Annotated in this window: 13 protein-coding genes; 8 read left to right on the top strand and 5 right to left on the bottom strand. The window is 68.9% G+C overall.

Features of this window, described 5'->3' with window-relative positions:
- The first annotated feature begins 31 nt into the window (after positions 1 to 31).
- Genes DC434_RS17055 through DC434_RS17045 form a run of 3 tightly spaced genes read left to right on the top strand, consistent with a single transcriptional unit; the run spans position 32 to position 3,638 of the window.
- Positions 32 to 934, top strand: a complete 903-nt coding sequence (locus DC434_RS17055) for an ABC transporter permease (protein WP_243408988.1) — start codon at positions 32 to 34, stop codon at positions 932 to 934.
- Positions 931 to 1,668, top strand: coding sequence for an ABC transporter ATP-binding protein (locus tag DC434_RS17050; RefSeq protein ID WP_116636516.1), 738 nt, complete (start codon positions 931 to 933; stop codon positions 1,666 to 1,668). The genes DC434_RS17055 and DC434_RS17050 overlap by 4 nt, the downstream gene beginning before the upstream one ends.
- Positions 1,665 to 3,638, top strand: coding sequence for a DUF6541 family protein (locus tag DC434_RS17045; protein WP_116636515.1), 1,974 nt, complete (start codon positions 1,665 to 1,667; stop codon positions 3,636 to 3,638). Before DC434_RS17050 ends, DC434_RS17045 begins: the two co-directional genes overlap by 4 nt.
- On the opposite strand, the gene DC434_RS17040 is transcribed toward DC434_RS17045, so the two are convergent.
- Both DC434_RS17040 and DC434_RS17035 read right to left on the bottom strand, forming a co-directional pair.
- Positions 3,635 to 4,009, bottom strand: a complete 375-nt coding sequence (locus DC434_RS17040) for a DUF2304 domain-containing protein (protein ID WP_116636514.1) — start codon at positions 4,007 to 4,009, stop codon at positions 3,635 to 3,637. The genes DC434_RS17045 and DC434_RS17040 overlap by 4 nt on opposite strands.
- 4 nt (positions 4,010 to 4,013) lie before the next feature.
- Entirely contained in the window at positions 4,014 to 4,700 is a 687-nt protein-coding gene (locus DC434_RS17035) for a glycosyltransferase family 2 protein (RefSeq protein WP_116636513.1), read from the bottom strand.
- Positions 4,701 to 4,779: 79 nt separating this feature from the next.
- Here DC434_RS17035 and DC434_RS17030 point away from each other — a divergent pair, with 79 nt between their 5' ends.
- From DC434_RS17030 to DC434_RS17015, 4 genes are read left to right on the top strand one after another with little or no spacing between them, the layout of a single operon-like run.
- Positions 4,780 to 5,391, top strand: coding sequence for an acyltransferase (locus DC434_RS17030; RefSeq protein WP_116636512.1), 612 nt, complete (start codon positions 4,780 to 4,782; stop codon positions 5,389 to 5,391).
- Positions 5,388 to 6,485, top strand: a complete 1,098-nt coding sequence (locus DC434_RS17025; protein ID WP_116636511.1) for a DegT/DnrJ/EryC1/StrS family aminotransferase — start codon at positions 5,388 to 5,390, stop codon at positions 6,483 to 6,485. Before DC434_RS17030 ends, DC434_RS17025 begins: the two co-directional genes overlap by 4 nt.
- On the top strand, positions 6,485 to 7,471 hold the full coding sequence (locus DC434_RS17020) for a Gfo/Idh/MocA family oxidoreductase (protein ID WP_116636510.1): 987 nt from the start codon (positions 6,485 to 6,487) through the stop codon (positions 7,469 to 7,471). The genes DC434_RS17025 and DC434_RS17020 overlap by 1 nt, the downstream gene beginning before the upstream one ends.
- Before the next feature lie 12 nt (positions 7,472 to 7,483).
- Positions 7,484 to 9,277 carry an ABC transporter ATP-binding protein gene (locus DC434_RS17015; RefSeq protein ID WP_116636509.1) on the top strand — a complete coding sequence of 598 codons (1,794 nt, stop codon included), beginning with the start codon at positions 7,484 to 7,486 and terminating at the stop codon, positions 9,275 to 9,277.
- Positions 9,278 to 9,301: 24 nt separating this feature from the next.
- Here DC434_RS17015 and DC434_RS17010 read toward each other — a convergent pair whose 3' ends face one another.
- Positions 9,302 to 10,384 (bottom strand): glycosyltransferase, encoded by a 1,083-nt coding sequence (locus DC434_RS17010; RefSeq protein WP_116636508.1) that lies wholly within the window; start codon positions 10,382 to 10,384, stop codon positions 9,302 to 9,304.
- A gap of 88 nt (positions 10,385 to 10,472) precedes the next feature.
- On the opposite strand from DC434_RS17010, the gene DC434_RS17005 reads away from it, so the two are divergent.
- The gene (locus tag DC434_RS17005; RefSeq protein ID WP_116636507.1) at positions 10,473 to 11,621 is read left to right on the top strand and encodes an acyltransferase; all 1,149 of its coding nucleotides are present in this window, start codon (positions 10,473 to 10,475) and stop codon (positions 11,619 to 11,621) included.
- On the opposite strand, the gene DC434_RS17000 is transcribed toward DC434_RS17005, so the two are convergent.
- Positions 11,598 to 12,833, bottom strand: coding sequence for a glycosyltransferase (locus tag DC434_RS17000; protein ID WP_116636506.1), 1,236 nt, complete (start codon positions 12,831 to 12,833; stop codon positions 11,598 to 11,600). The genes DC434_RS17005 and DC434_RS17000 overlap by 24 nt on opposite strands.
- A 1-nt stretch (position 12,834) precedes the next feature.
- The gene (locus DC434_RS16995; protein ID WP_116636505.1) at positions 12,835 to 14,001 is read right to left on the bottom strand and encodes a glycosyltransferase family 4 protein; all 1,167 of its coding nucleotides are present in this window, start codon (positions 13,999 to 14,001) and stop codon (positions 12,835 to 12,837) included.
- Positions 14,002 to 14,005 lie beyond the last annotated feature (4 nt).

Here is a 14,005-nt window from a genome sequence, read left to right as displayed (position 1 = left end):
CGACCGCCACCGCAGCTGAATGAGTGGGCCAGTGACAGATACCCGAGATCTTTTCGCCGTCGTCCCGCGTTCCGAGTTCGATACCCCCGGCACCAGCCGAGGACTCATCGATGTCGTGCGCTGGCGCTATCTCCTGTACCTGCTGGTGCGAACGGGAGTCACGACCCGCTACCGCAACTCGGTGCTGGGCTGGACCTGGTCGTATGTGCGACCCGGAGCGCAGTTCCTCGTGTTCTGGGTGGTGCTCGGACTCTTCCTGAACCTCAACCGCGACATCCCGAACTACCCGGTGTACCTGTTCTCCGGCATCGTGGTGATCAACCTGTTCTCCGAGGCGTTCAAGAACGCGACCACGTCGATCGTGAACAACGCGCCGCTGGTGCGCAAGGTGTTCCTGCCGCGCCAGCTGTTCGCCGTCTCCTCGGTGGTCGTCGCCTTCATCCACTTCCTCCCGCAGCTCGCCCTGCTGCTCATCGTGTGCCTGTTCATGGGGTGGATCCCGAGCGTCTCGATCCTCGGCGTGCTCGCCGCACTGGCCGCGATGATCATCGTGTCGCTGTTCGCGCTCGGTATCGGGCTCTTCTTCGGCGCGCTCAACGTGCGGTTCCGCGACGCGGAGAACATCGTCGAGCTCCTGCTGCTCCTCGCCACCTGGGCATCGCCGGTGCTGTACGCCTGGACGATGGTGCAGGAGGCGATGGACAAGCTGGGGTGGCCGGACTGGCTGGTCGACATCTACCTGCTGAATCCGATCACGCAGGGCGTCGAGCTGTTCCACTACGCCTTCTGGCGGCCGGTCACCGACACCACGTTGGCACTCCCGCCCGACCTCGCGTGGAACACGCTCTGGACGTTCCTGATCGCGGTCGGCACTCTGTTGCTCGGTCAGCTCGTCTTCCGCCGTCTCGAGGGAAAGTTCGCCCAGGACCTATGAGCACTGCAACCGCTTCGCGCCCGAGCATCGTCGTCGACGGTGTCCGCAAGAACTTCACCCTGAACCACGCGCTCTCCTTCAAGGACACCGTCGTGGCCTGGATCCGTCGTCGGAAGACGAGCAGCACCTTCGAGGCGCTCAAGGGACTCGACCTCGTGATCAACGAGGGAGAGTCCGTCGCCATCCTCGGCCTGAACGGCTCGGGGAAGTCGACGCTCCTGAAGCTGATCTCCGGGGTCATGGAGCCCGATGCCGGCGAGGTGCTCACTCGCGGTCGGGTCGCCGGTCTCATCGAGGTCGGGGCAGGCTTCCACCCGGAGCTCTCCGGTCGTGAGAACGTCTTCCTCAATGCGGCCATCCTCGGGATGCAACGCAAGGAGGTCGAGGAGCGCTACGACGAGATCGTCGCGTTCAGCGAGATCGAGCAGTTCATCGATCAGGAGGTCAAGCACTACTCCTCGGGGATGTTCATGAGGCTCGCCTTCTCGGTGGCGATCCACGTGGAGCTCGACGTGCTGCTGGTCGACGAGATCCTCTCGGTCGGCGACGCCCCCTTCCGTGAGAAGTGCCGCCAGAAGTTCGGCGAGCTGATCGCACAGAAGAAGACGCTCGTCGTGGTCAGCCACGACATGGAGATGGTCCGAGAGCTCTGCACCAGAGGCGTGGTGATCAACAAGGGCGAGGTCGTCTACGACGGCGAGATCGAGGGCGCGATCGCGCTGGTCGACGAATGATCACCGACTGGCTGGCGCATACGGGGCTCTTCGCCCTCGCTCTGGCCGTGGTGTTCCTCCCCGGTCTGCTCCTCGGCCTGGCGCTGCGGCTGCGCGGTCTGGTCCTGTGGGCGGCCGCCCCGGGCATCTCCGTCGGCCTGCTGGCCGTGCTGGCGATCGTGTACTCGTTCCTCGGCATCCGCTGGGGTCATCTGAGCGTCGGCGTCGGCGTCGTCGTCATCGGCGCGCTGCTGTACGCGCTCTCGCTGCTCGTCGGCCGTGGACGCGGATCGACGGGAGGTCGACTGTCTCTGCCGCGACCGCGGTCGCGCGTGCCGAACCTGCTGCTGTTCGCCGGCCTCGTCGTCGGAGGTGCCCTCAACGCCGCCCGTCTGATGACGTACGTCGGCTTGCCGGGAGCGCTCTCCCAGACGAACGACGCCGTGTTCCACCTGAACGTGCTGCGGTGGATATCCGAGACGGGGACCGCGTCCTCGCTCGACGTGTCCGGTCTGATCGGCGGCACGACCTTCTACCCCGCGGCGTGGCACGCCGTCACATCGCTCGTCGCGCTCGAGGTCGCCCAGATCCCGGTCGCCGCCAACATGGTGTCGCTGGTGATCGCGGCGGTGATGTGGCCGCTCGCGATCGCGCTCTTCGCCCGGGTGGTGAGCAACGGCAACCGTGCGGTCACCGCGCTGGCTGCGGCGCTGTCGGCGGGCCTGCTCGCCTTCCCGCAGCTGATGTTCGAGTGGGGAGTCCTCTATCCCTACGCGCTCTCGCTCGCCGTGATCCCAGCCGCTGCGGCGCTCACGATCGACGTCGTGCGGATCTGGATGGGTGCGGCGCCCGGCGAGAAGGCTCGCCGCGCGATCGGCATCGCGGTCGCCGCCGTGCTCGCCGTGGCCGCGACGACCCTGTCGCAGCCGTCGTCGGTCCTCGTCTGGGGCGTGCTGGTGATGCTGTGGCTCACCGGGACCGTCCTGCGCCGCTATCGCACGGCCGACCGTGTCTTCCGTCGCCGATCGCTGGTGGTGCTCCTCGGCGGATGGGCAGCGGTCGTGGCGGTCTGGCTCGCGCTGGCTTACCTCGCCGGGCACGTGCTCTGGCGGTCGTACCGGGGGATCCCGGGAGCCCTGGTCGATGTCATCCTGAACAGCCACTCGCTGCTCCCGCCGGCATGGGGGATGAGCGCGCTGCTCATCGTCGGGCTCGTGATCGCCGTGCGCGCGCCGCGCCTGCGCTGGCTGGTCGTCGCCTGGGCCGGTATCTCGCTGCTCTACGTGATCAGCGTGGCCACGGACCTCCCGGTGGTCAAGCGCGTGCTGACGGGACCGTGGTACGGCGACTCCTTCCGTCTCGCTGCCGTCGTGCCGCTGATCGTGGTGCCGCTCGCAGCCGTCGGGCTCGCCGCGGTCATCCGCGTCGTCGCCCGCCGGTGGTCGGACGTCAGCGTGCTCGCCCGCACTCCGCTGACGGTCATCTCGATGGCCGTCATCGCCGTGGTGGGCGTCATCGGCGTGATCATCGCACCGGTCGTCCTGCTGCGCGTCGCGGCCGAGACGGACGAGCAGTCCCGCTACGCGATGGACGCGGACAGCTACCTCTCGACCGACGAGTACGCGCTCCTGCGCGAGCTCCCCGATCTGATCCCCGAGGATGCCGTGATCATCGCGAACCCCTCGACCGGCGCCGCATTCGCGTACGTGCTCGGGGACCGCGACATCATCCCGCGCACATGGTCGCCGCCGCAGTCGCAGGCATGGGACACGCTCGCGGTCGGTCTCCGCGATGCCGGGGACGACCCCGCGGTCTGCGAGGCCCTCGCCGCCTACGGCGCCCCCGAGTACGTGCTCGACTTCGGCATCGGCGGCACGGGGCCCGGCGAGTACCTGATGCCGGGGATGACCGGGTTCGAGGGGCAGCCCGGTTTCGACGAGGTCGCCCGTGAGGGAGAAGCGAGCCTCTGGCGGATCACCGCCTGCGACTAGCGGCTCTCCGGCTGCCCGGCATCCGACTCGTCGGGCTGCTCCGACGGGCTCGACGCCTGGAGCAGGGCAAGCTTGCGCGCCAGCAGCGTGAGTCGACGCTGCTGGGCGGCGTTCCGACGCGACTGCGTGTAGACGAACACCAGGAACATCAGCACAAGGGCGTAGAGCAGCAGGTCGGTGCCGCGGCCGACCCCGACGAGGTTGGCGACCCACGTCAGCCACTGCGGGAACAGGATCGACACGATCGCGACGAGCACGAACACGCCGAAGAGCAGGCGGCGGATGGCGAGATGGCTGTCGGCGCCGGTGCGACGCATGAAGACGGCGCCGATGGCGACGACGCCGACGATGAGGACGATCTGGATCCACATGGCGTTACCTCACGATCAGGTCGACGAGGATGTTGACGGAGTTGAGCACCGACTGACCCTTCGACTTCGAGTAGTCGGTGTACAGGAGCTCGACCGGATGCTCGATCCACGGGAGTCCGGTGTGTCCGAGCTGCAGCACGATCTCGGTGGCATGAGCCATCCGGTCCTGCTTCAGCGAGATCCGGCTCGCGGCGTCGGCGCGGATGACCCGCAGACCGTTGTGCGCGTCGGTGAGCTTGACGCTGGTGGTGAGGTTCGTCACCCAGACCGCGGTCTTGAGGATGACGCGCTTCATCCAGCCGGGGTTCGTGCGGTCGTCGAGGAACCGGGAGCCGAAGACGATCGCCGCACCGGTCTCGCGAGCCGCGGCGACCATGGCGATCGCATCGTCGACGCGGTGCTGGCCGTCGGCGTCGAAGGTCACGATGTACTCGCATCCGGGCTGCGAGAGCGAGTAGTCGATGCCCGTCTGCAGTGCGGCGCCCTGACCGAGGTTGATCGGGTGCTCCACGATGTGGGCACCGGCCGCGCGCGCCTCCTCGAGGGAGCCGTCGGTGGAGCCGTCGTCGATGCACACGACGTTCGGGAAATGGGGGAGAAGCGTCGCGATCACCCCCGAGATGACGGTCGCCTCGTTGAACAGCGGGACGACGACCCAGGTATGCGGATCGGGGCTGACTGGGTTGATCACCCTCCTATCCTCTCAGGAAACGACTGGGTGAACAGATAGGATGACCGAGTCCCCTTCAACACGTACGAGGAGAACCCGTATGCCCTCACCGACCGATGTCCGGATCGTCGATTCGGCCGATGTGTCCCCTGAGGCGAAGATCGGTGCAGGAAGCTCCATCTGGCATCTGGCACAGGTGCGCGAGGACGCGCAGCTCGGAGAGAACTGCATCGTCGGTCGCGGGGCCTACATCGGCACCGGCGTGATCATGGGCGACAACTGCAAGGTGCAGAACTACGCCCTCGTCTACGAGCCGGCGAAGCTCGGCGACGGCGTCTTCATCGGACCGGCCGTCGTGCTGACCAATGACACGTACCCGCGGGCGATCAACGCCGACGGCACGATCAAGAGCGCGCACGACTGGGAGCCGGTCGGCGTGACGATCGAGCGCGGCGCGGCCATCGGCGCCCGTGCGATCTGCGTCGCCCCCGTGACCATCGGCGCCTGGGCCACCGTCGCCGCCGGCGCCGTGGTCGTCAAGGACGTGCCGGCCTACGCCCTCGTCGCGGGCGTCCCCGCCCGCCGCATCGGCTGGGTGGGAGAGTCCGGCGTCCCCCTCGTCGCCGGCGAGGACGAGAAGACCTGGGTGTGCCCCTCCACGGGTGCGCACTACATCGAGACTGACGGAACACTGATCAAGGAGACCGTGTGAGCGAGTTCATTCCCCCCGCAAAGCCGATCATCGGAGATGAAGAGCGCGCTGCTGTCGATCGCGTGATGCGCAGCGGCATGATCGCTCAGGGGCCCGAGGTCGCGGCGTTCGAGAGCGAGTTCTCGGCGCACTTCGTGCCGGGGCGCCCCTCCGTCGCGGTGAACTCCGGCACGGCGGGTCTCCACCTCGGTCTGCTCGCCGCCGGCGTCGGCGCGGGCGACGAGGTCATCGTGCCCTCCTTCACCTTCGCCGCGACGGGCAACTCCGTCGCGCTCACCGGGGGGACCCCGGTCTTCGTCGACATCGAGCCCGACACGTTCACGCTCGACCCCGAGGCCGTCGCCGCGGCGATCACCCCGAAGACCAAGGGCATCCTGCCCGTGCACCTGTACGGCCACCCCGCACGCATGCGCGAGCTCGAGAAGCTCGCCGCCGAGCGCGGCATCGCCCTCTACGAGGACGCGGCCCAGGCGCACGGCGCATCGCTCGACGGCCGCCCGGTCGGCTCGTTCGGCGAGTTCGCGATGTTCAGCCTCTACCCGACGAAGAACATGACCAGCGGCGAAGGCGGCATGGTCACGACGGCGACCGACGAGATCGCCCGCCAGGTCAAGCTGCTGCGCAACCAGGGCATGGAGCGACAGTACGAGAACGAGGTCATCGGCTTCAACGCCCGCATGACCGACATCCACGCGGCGATCGGTCGCGTGCAGCTCACGAAGGTCGACGCCTGGACGAAGACCCGTCAGGCGAACGCGGCGTTCCTCGACGCGAACCTCCAGGGCGTCATCGTGCCGCCCGTCGCCGACGGCGCCGTGCACGTGTACCACCAGTACACGATCCGCGTCCCCGAGGACCGCGACGGCTTCGTCGCCGCGCTCAAGAGCGAGCACAACGTGGGCGCCGGTGTCTACTACCCGATCCCGAACCACCGTCTGCCCTCGTTGACGCACTTCGCTCCGGGCCTCGACCTGCCGGAGACCGAGCGCGCGGCCCGCGAGGTCGCGTCGCTGCCCGTGCACCCGTCGCTGAGCCAGGACGACCTCGAGCGCATCGTCGCCGCCGTCAACACCGTCGCAGGAGCGGGCGCCTGATGGCCGATCTGCGTGCCGGCCTTCTCGGCGTCGGGATGATGGGTCGCCACCACGCCCGCGTGCTGCGCGACGTCGACGGCGTCGACCTCGTCGCCATCGCCGATCCCGGGGGAGACCCCCACGGTGTCGCCGGCGGACTCGAGGTCCTCCCCGACATCGACGCGCTCATCGCGGCCGGAATCGACATCGCCGTGGTCGCCGTGCCGACCCGCTTCCACGAGGACGCGGCGCTCAAGCTGGCCGAGGCCGGCGTGCACACGCTCGTCGAGAAGCCGATCGCCCACAACGTCGAGGCGGGGCGTCGGATGACCGATGCCTTCGCATCACGGGGCCTCATCGGCGCCGTCGGTCACGTCGAGCGCTTCAACCCCGCTCTGCAGGAGATGCGCCGCCGCCTGGAGGCGGGTGAGCTCGGAGACGTGTTCCAGATCGCCACTCGTCGTCAGAGCACGTTCCCCGCGCGCATCGCCGATGTCGGCGTCGCCAAGGACTTGGCCTCCCACGACATCGACCTGACCAGCTGGGTCGCCCAGAGCGAGTACCGGACCGTGTTCGCGCAGACGGCGCACCGCAGCGGCCGCGAGTTCGAGGACATGATCACCGTCACCGGTCGCCTGGCGAACGGTGTGATCGTGAACCACCTCGTCAACTGGCTCTCGCCGATGAAGGAGCGCGTCACCGTCGTCACCGGCGAACGCGGCACGTTCATCGCGGACACCGCGACCGGCGACCTCACCTTCTACGCCAACGGCACGATCCCGCTCGAGTGGGACTCGATCTCGTCGTTCCGCGGCGTCTCGGAGGGGGACATCACCCGTTACTCCTACGCGAAGCGCGAGCCGCTCAAGGTGGAGCACGAGGCGTTCCGCGATGCCGTCCTGGGCAAGCCGAGCGACCTCGTGACGATGGAGCAGGGTCTGCACACCCTCGCCGTCGTCGAGGGTGCGGTCACCTCGGCCGCCACCGGCGTGTCGACCACTTTCTGAGCAGCGGAGCGTATGAAGAGAATCTGGCCGGTCCTGAAGGACCTCCTTCCGCTGCTGCCCGAAGGCGCACGGCGTTACTTCGCCGGCTACATGGTCGCGACGACCGTGATCACCGCACTCGACGTCATCGCGATGTCGCTGCTGGCGCTCATCATCGGTCCCGCTCTCTCGGGCGGAACCCTGTCGCTGCCCATCATCGGCGAGGTGTCGGCCGAGATGATGCCGCTGCTCGCTCTCGCGGCCTGCGTCCTGATCATCCTCAAGTCCGTGCTCTCTGTCACGCTGCACTGGTTCGCCACGCGCCGTTTCGCCCAGTACGAGCTGGAGATCGGCGATCGGATGTTCAACGCGTACATCAACTCGAGCTGGGAGGAGCGCTCGAAGCGCTCCGTCGCCGAGATCACCCGCATCGCGGATGCCGGCATCGCCAACACGATGGCGGGGTTCCTGCTGCCGCTGATGCGCGTTCCGAGCATGATCTTCACGTTCGTGCTGATCATCGCAGTGCTTCTCGTGGCCGACCCCTGGACGGCCATCATCGCCTTCGGCTACCTGGGGCTCGTGGCGCTCATCGTGCACCAGGTCGTCACCAAGCGGTCGCTCGAGGCCGCGCAGGTCAACCTCACGTACAGCTACCGGGTCGCCATCCTGATGACGGAGATGATCGAGGCGCTCAAGGAGCTGAGCCTCCGCAACCGTCTTTCCGAGGTCTCCGACCTCGTCACGGCGAACCGCAGCCGGTCTGTGCGTGCGCGGGCCAACGGCTCGTTCCTCGGCATCATCCCCGGCTTCGCGTTCGAGGCCGCGCTGATCGGCGGTGTCATCCTCATCGGCGGGTTCTCGTTCTGGCAGGGCGGCCTCACGGCCGCGCTGTCGTCCGTCGCGCTGTTCGCCGCCACCGGATTCCGGCTGATCCCGGCGATCACGGGCATCCAGGGCGGCATCGTGCAGGCGGTGGCGAGCACGCCCTCGGCTCTCGATGTCATCGGCGACCTCATGTCGGCCGAGAAGGACATGGAGACCTCCACGACCCCGGCGGACACCGCGATCCTCTCGGAGAACCCGCGGGAGCTCCGTCTCGACGATGTGCGATTCCGCTACCCGGGCGCCACCGAGGACGTCATCCGCGGAATGTCCCTCGACATCCCGCTCGGCAGCTCGCTCGGAATCGTCGGGCCGTCTGGAGCCGGCAAGTCCACGCTGATCGACCTGCTGCTCGGCCTGAGCCAGGCCTCCCGAGGAGAGATCTCGATCGACGGCGCGCCGCTCAGATCGGTGCTCAAGCAGTGGCGCGGCCGCGTCGGCTACGTCCCGCAGCGCGTCGCGCTGTTCGACGGCAGCATCGCGCAGAACGTCGCTCTCACCTGGACCGAGGAAGTCGACGAGGAAAGGGTTCTCAACGCGCTGGAGCGCGCACAGCTCGGACCGCTGATCCGCTCTCGGCCCGGCGGCATGCACGAGCGCATCGGGGAGCGCGGCGTATCGCTGTCCGGCGGTCAGCAGCAGCGCCTCGGCATCGCACGCGCGCTCTACACCGATCCTCTCGTGCTCGTGCTCGACGAGGCGACCAGCTCGCTCGACACCAAGACCGAGGACGAGGTCACGAAGTCGATCCGCGCGCTGCAGGGTGAGGTCACGCTGATCTCGGTGGCGCACCGCCTCTCGACGATCAAGGACTACGACCGGATCTGCTACGTCGACGAGGGCGTGATCGCCGCCTCCGGCACGTTCCTGGAGGTGGCCTCGATGCTTCCGGACTTCGCCGAGCAGGTCGTGCTCGCCGGGCTCGCCCGAGACCTCGACTGAGTCGAATCGGGTCGGGGACTGCGGTCAGGCTGCGCTCATCGAGCGCAGCCCCGCGAACAGGGTGCGGAACGGCGCCTGCCCGTGCAGCGCGAGGAACGGATTCCTGGGCGTGAGCGCGCCGATCGTGCGATAGTTCCACCGCGCGTCGAGGAGGTGGAGGATCCGCGCCTTCTCCGGCTCGTTCACCTGGAGCTCGTCGATCACCTGGCGGTCGACCCTCGCGAGGAGACGCAGCACTCCGGGTGCCATCCGCTCCAGGCGCTCGATCACGGCGATCAGGTCGAGCCGGTGCGCGCCGAGTCCTTCCGGCGCGTTCGCGCGCGCGAGGATCGCATCGAACAGGTGCACCCGCAGGATCTTGATCGCGAGTGCCCGGCGCTCGGCGCGACGGAGGCGGGGATACCAGGGGGCGGTCTCGATGGCGTCGAGGAACGCGAAGTCCGCGGCGACGTCTCTGCTCGAGAAGGTGACCCGGTCGTCGGCGTCATCGTGCACGAGGTAGGCGGGCCCCGTCATGTCATAGGCGATGTGCTGACCGGTGAACCAGAGCGTGGCGGTGTAGGCGAGGTCCTCGCCGGACGGCAGTCCTTCGGTGAAGCGGAGGTCGGCGAACCGCTGCCGGTCGACAACGCCGAGCGGCGCGGAGCGGTAGGTCAGCCGATCCTTCCTGGCGTCGAGTTCCCGCTGACGCCGACCGTTGCGCACCGGAGGATACGGATCGCTTCCGCGCCCGACGATGCGGATGCGCGCGAGAACCGTCGTCGCACCGGTCTCCGCCTGCAGGCGCAGCCACGAGTCGATGGCCCCAGGAGCGAGTTCGTCGTCCGATCCCATCACGGAGAGGAAGGGGGCGGTCGCCTGATCGATGCCGTGGTTCATGGGCCCCGCAGGGGAGCGGATGCCGTCCTCGAACGGGAGCAGGCGCACGCGGGCGTCCGACAGCAGCGTGCCCAGGTTCGACGCGATCACGGCCGGGTCGATGTTGTGCGCCACGACGTTGACGCGCACGTCCGCGCTCGTCCCGTCGAGGACGGACCGCACCGCGCGATCCACGGGACGGGTGGCGGAGTGCACGGGAATGACGACGTCGATCTGCGGGGTGCTCATCACTGGAATTCTACGGGGCGGCGGGGTCCGGGCGAGGCGCCGGGTATCCTGGACTATCGACCGCCCCCGATACCGGAACCGAGACGAGATGTCGCTGCCCTCCCGAAACGTCCTCGCCGAGCCGACGCAGCGACTCGACGCATTGACCGGGCTCCGGTGGTGGGCGGCTTTCCTGGTGTTCTTCTATCACATGCTCGTCTTCGCACCGGTCCCGGGGCTGCTGGCGCAGGTGTTCTCCTACGGCTACTTCGGAGTCACGTTCTTCTTCGTGCTATCCGGCTTCGTGCTCACGTGGTCGGCGCGCCCCGCGGTGTCGAACTCGACCTTCTACTGGCGGCGCTTCGCCCGGATCTGGCCCTCGCACATGGTGGCTCTGATCCTCGCGATCCCGGTGTTCTACACCTTCGCCGCCATCCCGGAGGGCAGCTTCCTCAAGCCGTTTGATCTCGGCATCCTCGCGCTCTCGGTCGTGCTGCTGCAGGCCTGGTGGTCGAATCCGATGATCCTCTTCTCCGGGAACCCGGCGGCATGGACTCTGACCTGCGAGGCGTTCTTCTACGCCCTGCACCCGTGGATCTCGCGCGTGCTCGTCCCGATGGCGAAGCGGGGAGCGCTCCTGCTGGCGGCGGGTGTCGTGCTCTACGCGTTCGTGTACCGCGCCGGCGTCGCCCTGGCCCCCGACTCCTGGCTGCCGCTGGTGCCGCTGCCGGTCCAGAGGCTTCCCGAGTTCGTGCTGGGCATGGCGCTCGCGTGGGCCATGCGCAACGGCTGGCGTCCGCGCATCCACCCGTTCGTCGGCGTCGGCGCGATGGCGGTGGCGATCCTGGCGATCCTCCTCAGCAGCCGCCTGAACGGAGTCGTCCCGCTGATCGGGTACGTCGGCACCTTCGCCAACGAGCTGTTCACCGTCGGCTGCGCGATCGCGATCGTCGCCCTCGCGTCCGCGTCCCTGAACGGCCGCCGCGTCTTCTTCGACACCCGTCTCCAGGTGAAGCTGGGTGAGTGGTCGTTCGCGTTCTACCTGATCCACGCGACGGTGATCTACACGGCCCTGCGGATCTTCGGCCTCCAGCCGCCGTCGTGGACGAACCTGATCTGGTACGTCGTGCTGCTCGCGGTGTGCATCGTGGCCGCGTGGGCGCTGCACGCGTTCGTGGAACGCCCCGTCGAGCGTCGGATGCGTCGCTGGAAGGACAGGCGCGACGCGACGCGCTCAGTCCCCGTCGGGGCGGCCTGAGCGGTCGATCCATCCGTCCAGGAGGACGGCGGCGCTGCGTGCGCCCGAGTGCACCGCCTGCACGTAGCCCGGTCCGCTCTCGGCGATCGCGCGCGCGCGATCGGGGTCCGCGAGCAGCCCGCTGACCACGTCGCGGAGCGTGTCGGGGGTGGCCTCGACGATCGGCAGCTCCAGGCCGGTGTCCGCGTGGATGAGCTCGCGCACCTCCGGCAGGACGTGCCCGACGACGATCCGACCGGCCGCCATGGCCTCGCAGGCCGCGACGCCGTACGACCCGATCCGGAACTGGTCGAGCACGATGTCGGCGCCGCCGATGATCGCCGGCATCTCCGCGGAGCTCACGCCGGTCACGAGGTCGTAGCTGATCGCCCGATCGTCGACGAGAGGCTGGAGGGCCGGCGCGATGTGATGGCTGCCCTTCTGGACGGCGGAGCTCGAGATGTGGATCACGCGCGGCGTCTGCCCGAGGAGCACGGAGCGGTCCTGGGCGAAGCGCTCGGCGTCCACGACGACCGGACACCATCGCGCCCAGGGGACGTCGAGGAGCAGATCGGGTGTCGAGACGAACGTGGGGCGCCGGAGCGTGTCGAGGAGCGCGATGTTCTCATCGGCGTCGGCCTGGAGCGTCTCGGTACGGGGGTCCTCCGGGTAGGGCGACCAGGGCGTCAGCGCGGCGTGCGCCCGAGGGCTGCGGATGTCGGTGCCGTGGCTGAGGAAGGCGACGGACAGCCCGGCCTTCTCGAGCGCCTCGACCTCGGCGAGCACCCGGCGGCCGAAGAGCCCGCCGAAGATCGGCCGCTCCGCCTCGATCAGCACATGCGTGAAGGCCTGCACCGCCTCCCACTCGGCGCGCTGCCACTCGGCGGAGGCGCTGTTGACGGCGATGGGCACGGTCGTGTCAGCTGGGAAGGCGAATCCGCCGGGGATGTCCACGGCCATGTTGCGCGCGCCGACGTCGCTCTGCGCCCGCTCGAGCGCCCGCGCCCAGAGGAAGCCCTGACCGGAGTAGTTGGTCGGGGCGATGTAGACGCGGACGGCCGTGTCCGGCGCCGAGGTGTTCGCAGCGCCGCCGCCGCCGAGGATCCGATAGGCGAGTCGACCGATCAGGCCGTCCGGGTTGCGCGCGGGCGCATCGATGATGCGCGTCGCCCAGGCGGGCAGGGACGAGCGGCGGCGGACCAACCAGCCGGCGATGTCGTGCAGACCGGCCATCTCAGCGCTCCTCGGAGCGGACGGCCGCGGACTCGATGTTGTCGACGACGCGCCGCGCGACGGCCGTGAGGGAGTGCTCTTCGGCTGTCCAGCGTCCGAGGTCCTCGCGCTCCTGCGCGGAGAGCGGTGTGATCGCGAGCTGCTCCATCGCGATCGCGATCTGGGCCACGTCGTACTCGCAGGCGATCCCGGCCCGCACGTGGCGGTTCGCCTCCCGCAGGAACGGCGCGGTGGGGCCGGGGCCGGCGAACAGCACAGGGCATCCCGCCGCGAGCGAGGAATACGCCTTCGTGGTGAAGGCGTAGTCGTAGCCGGTGCCGGGGCGCAGGGTCGCCATGCTCGCGACGGCCTCGTTCAGGTGCGGGAGGAGCTCCTCCGCCGGCATCGCGGCGAGGAACTCGACCGCGTCGGCGACGCCGACCTGTCTCGCGCGCTCCTCGATCAGCTCGCGTTCGCTGCCGTTGCCGATGAACCGCAGCGTGTAGCCGGGATGCTCACGGGAGAAGATCCCGAAGGCGTCGATCAGCGCCTCCGCGCCGTGCCAGGGCGAATAGCTCCCCGCATAGACGAAGAGCTTCCGGACGGGGACGTCGGAGTCCGGGGCGAACGCCCCCGTGTCCGCACCGAAGCCCGTGACGGCGATCCTGCGGGAGACGCCCAGCGCGCGAGCGCGCGTGACGACGCCCTGCGAGATGGTGACGAGGCGCTCGGCGCCGCGCATCCCGAATCCCTCCATGGCGCGGAGCACCCGGATCACGAGCGAGGAGTTCGTCGCCTGGTCGGCGGCATCCGACCAGATGTCCGCCGCGTCGTAGACGTAGGGGATCCGCCGCAGGGCGCAGATGACGCGCACGACGACCCCGGTGGTGGGCGGCGGCTCCATGAAGACGACGTCGGGGCGCCGCAGGAAGAGCAGGCGGAAGGCGAGGGGGATGTCGAAGCTCAGGTAGGGGATGTACCCGCGCACGTAACCCTGGCGGTCGCGGACCACCGGGAAGGTGCGGACGGTCTCCACATGACGCGGAGTCCTCGTGCTCTTCGGCGGCCGGGCGGTGAGCACGACCACCCGATTCCCGCGGCCGGTCAGCTCGTCGGCGACGGCGCCGAGGAAGAGCGAGGCGGCAGACGGCTCCGGTCGGTAGATGCGGGAGACGATGGCGACGCGCATGGAT

Source organism: Microbacterium sp. TPD7012, from assembly GCF_003075395.1.
GTDB lineage: Bacteria > Actinomycetota > Actinomycetes > Actinomycetales > Microbacteriaceae > Microbacterium.
Note: the sequence above shows the minus strand (reverse complement) of the source record. Positions and strands in the feature narration are given on the sequence as shown.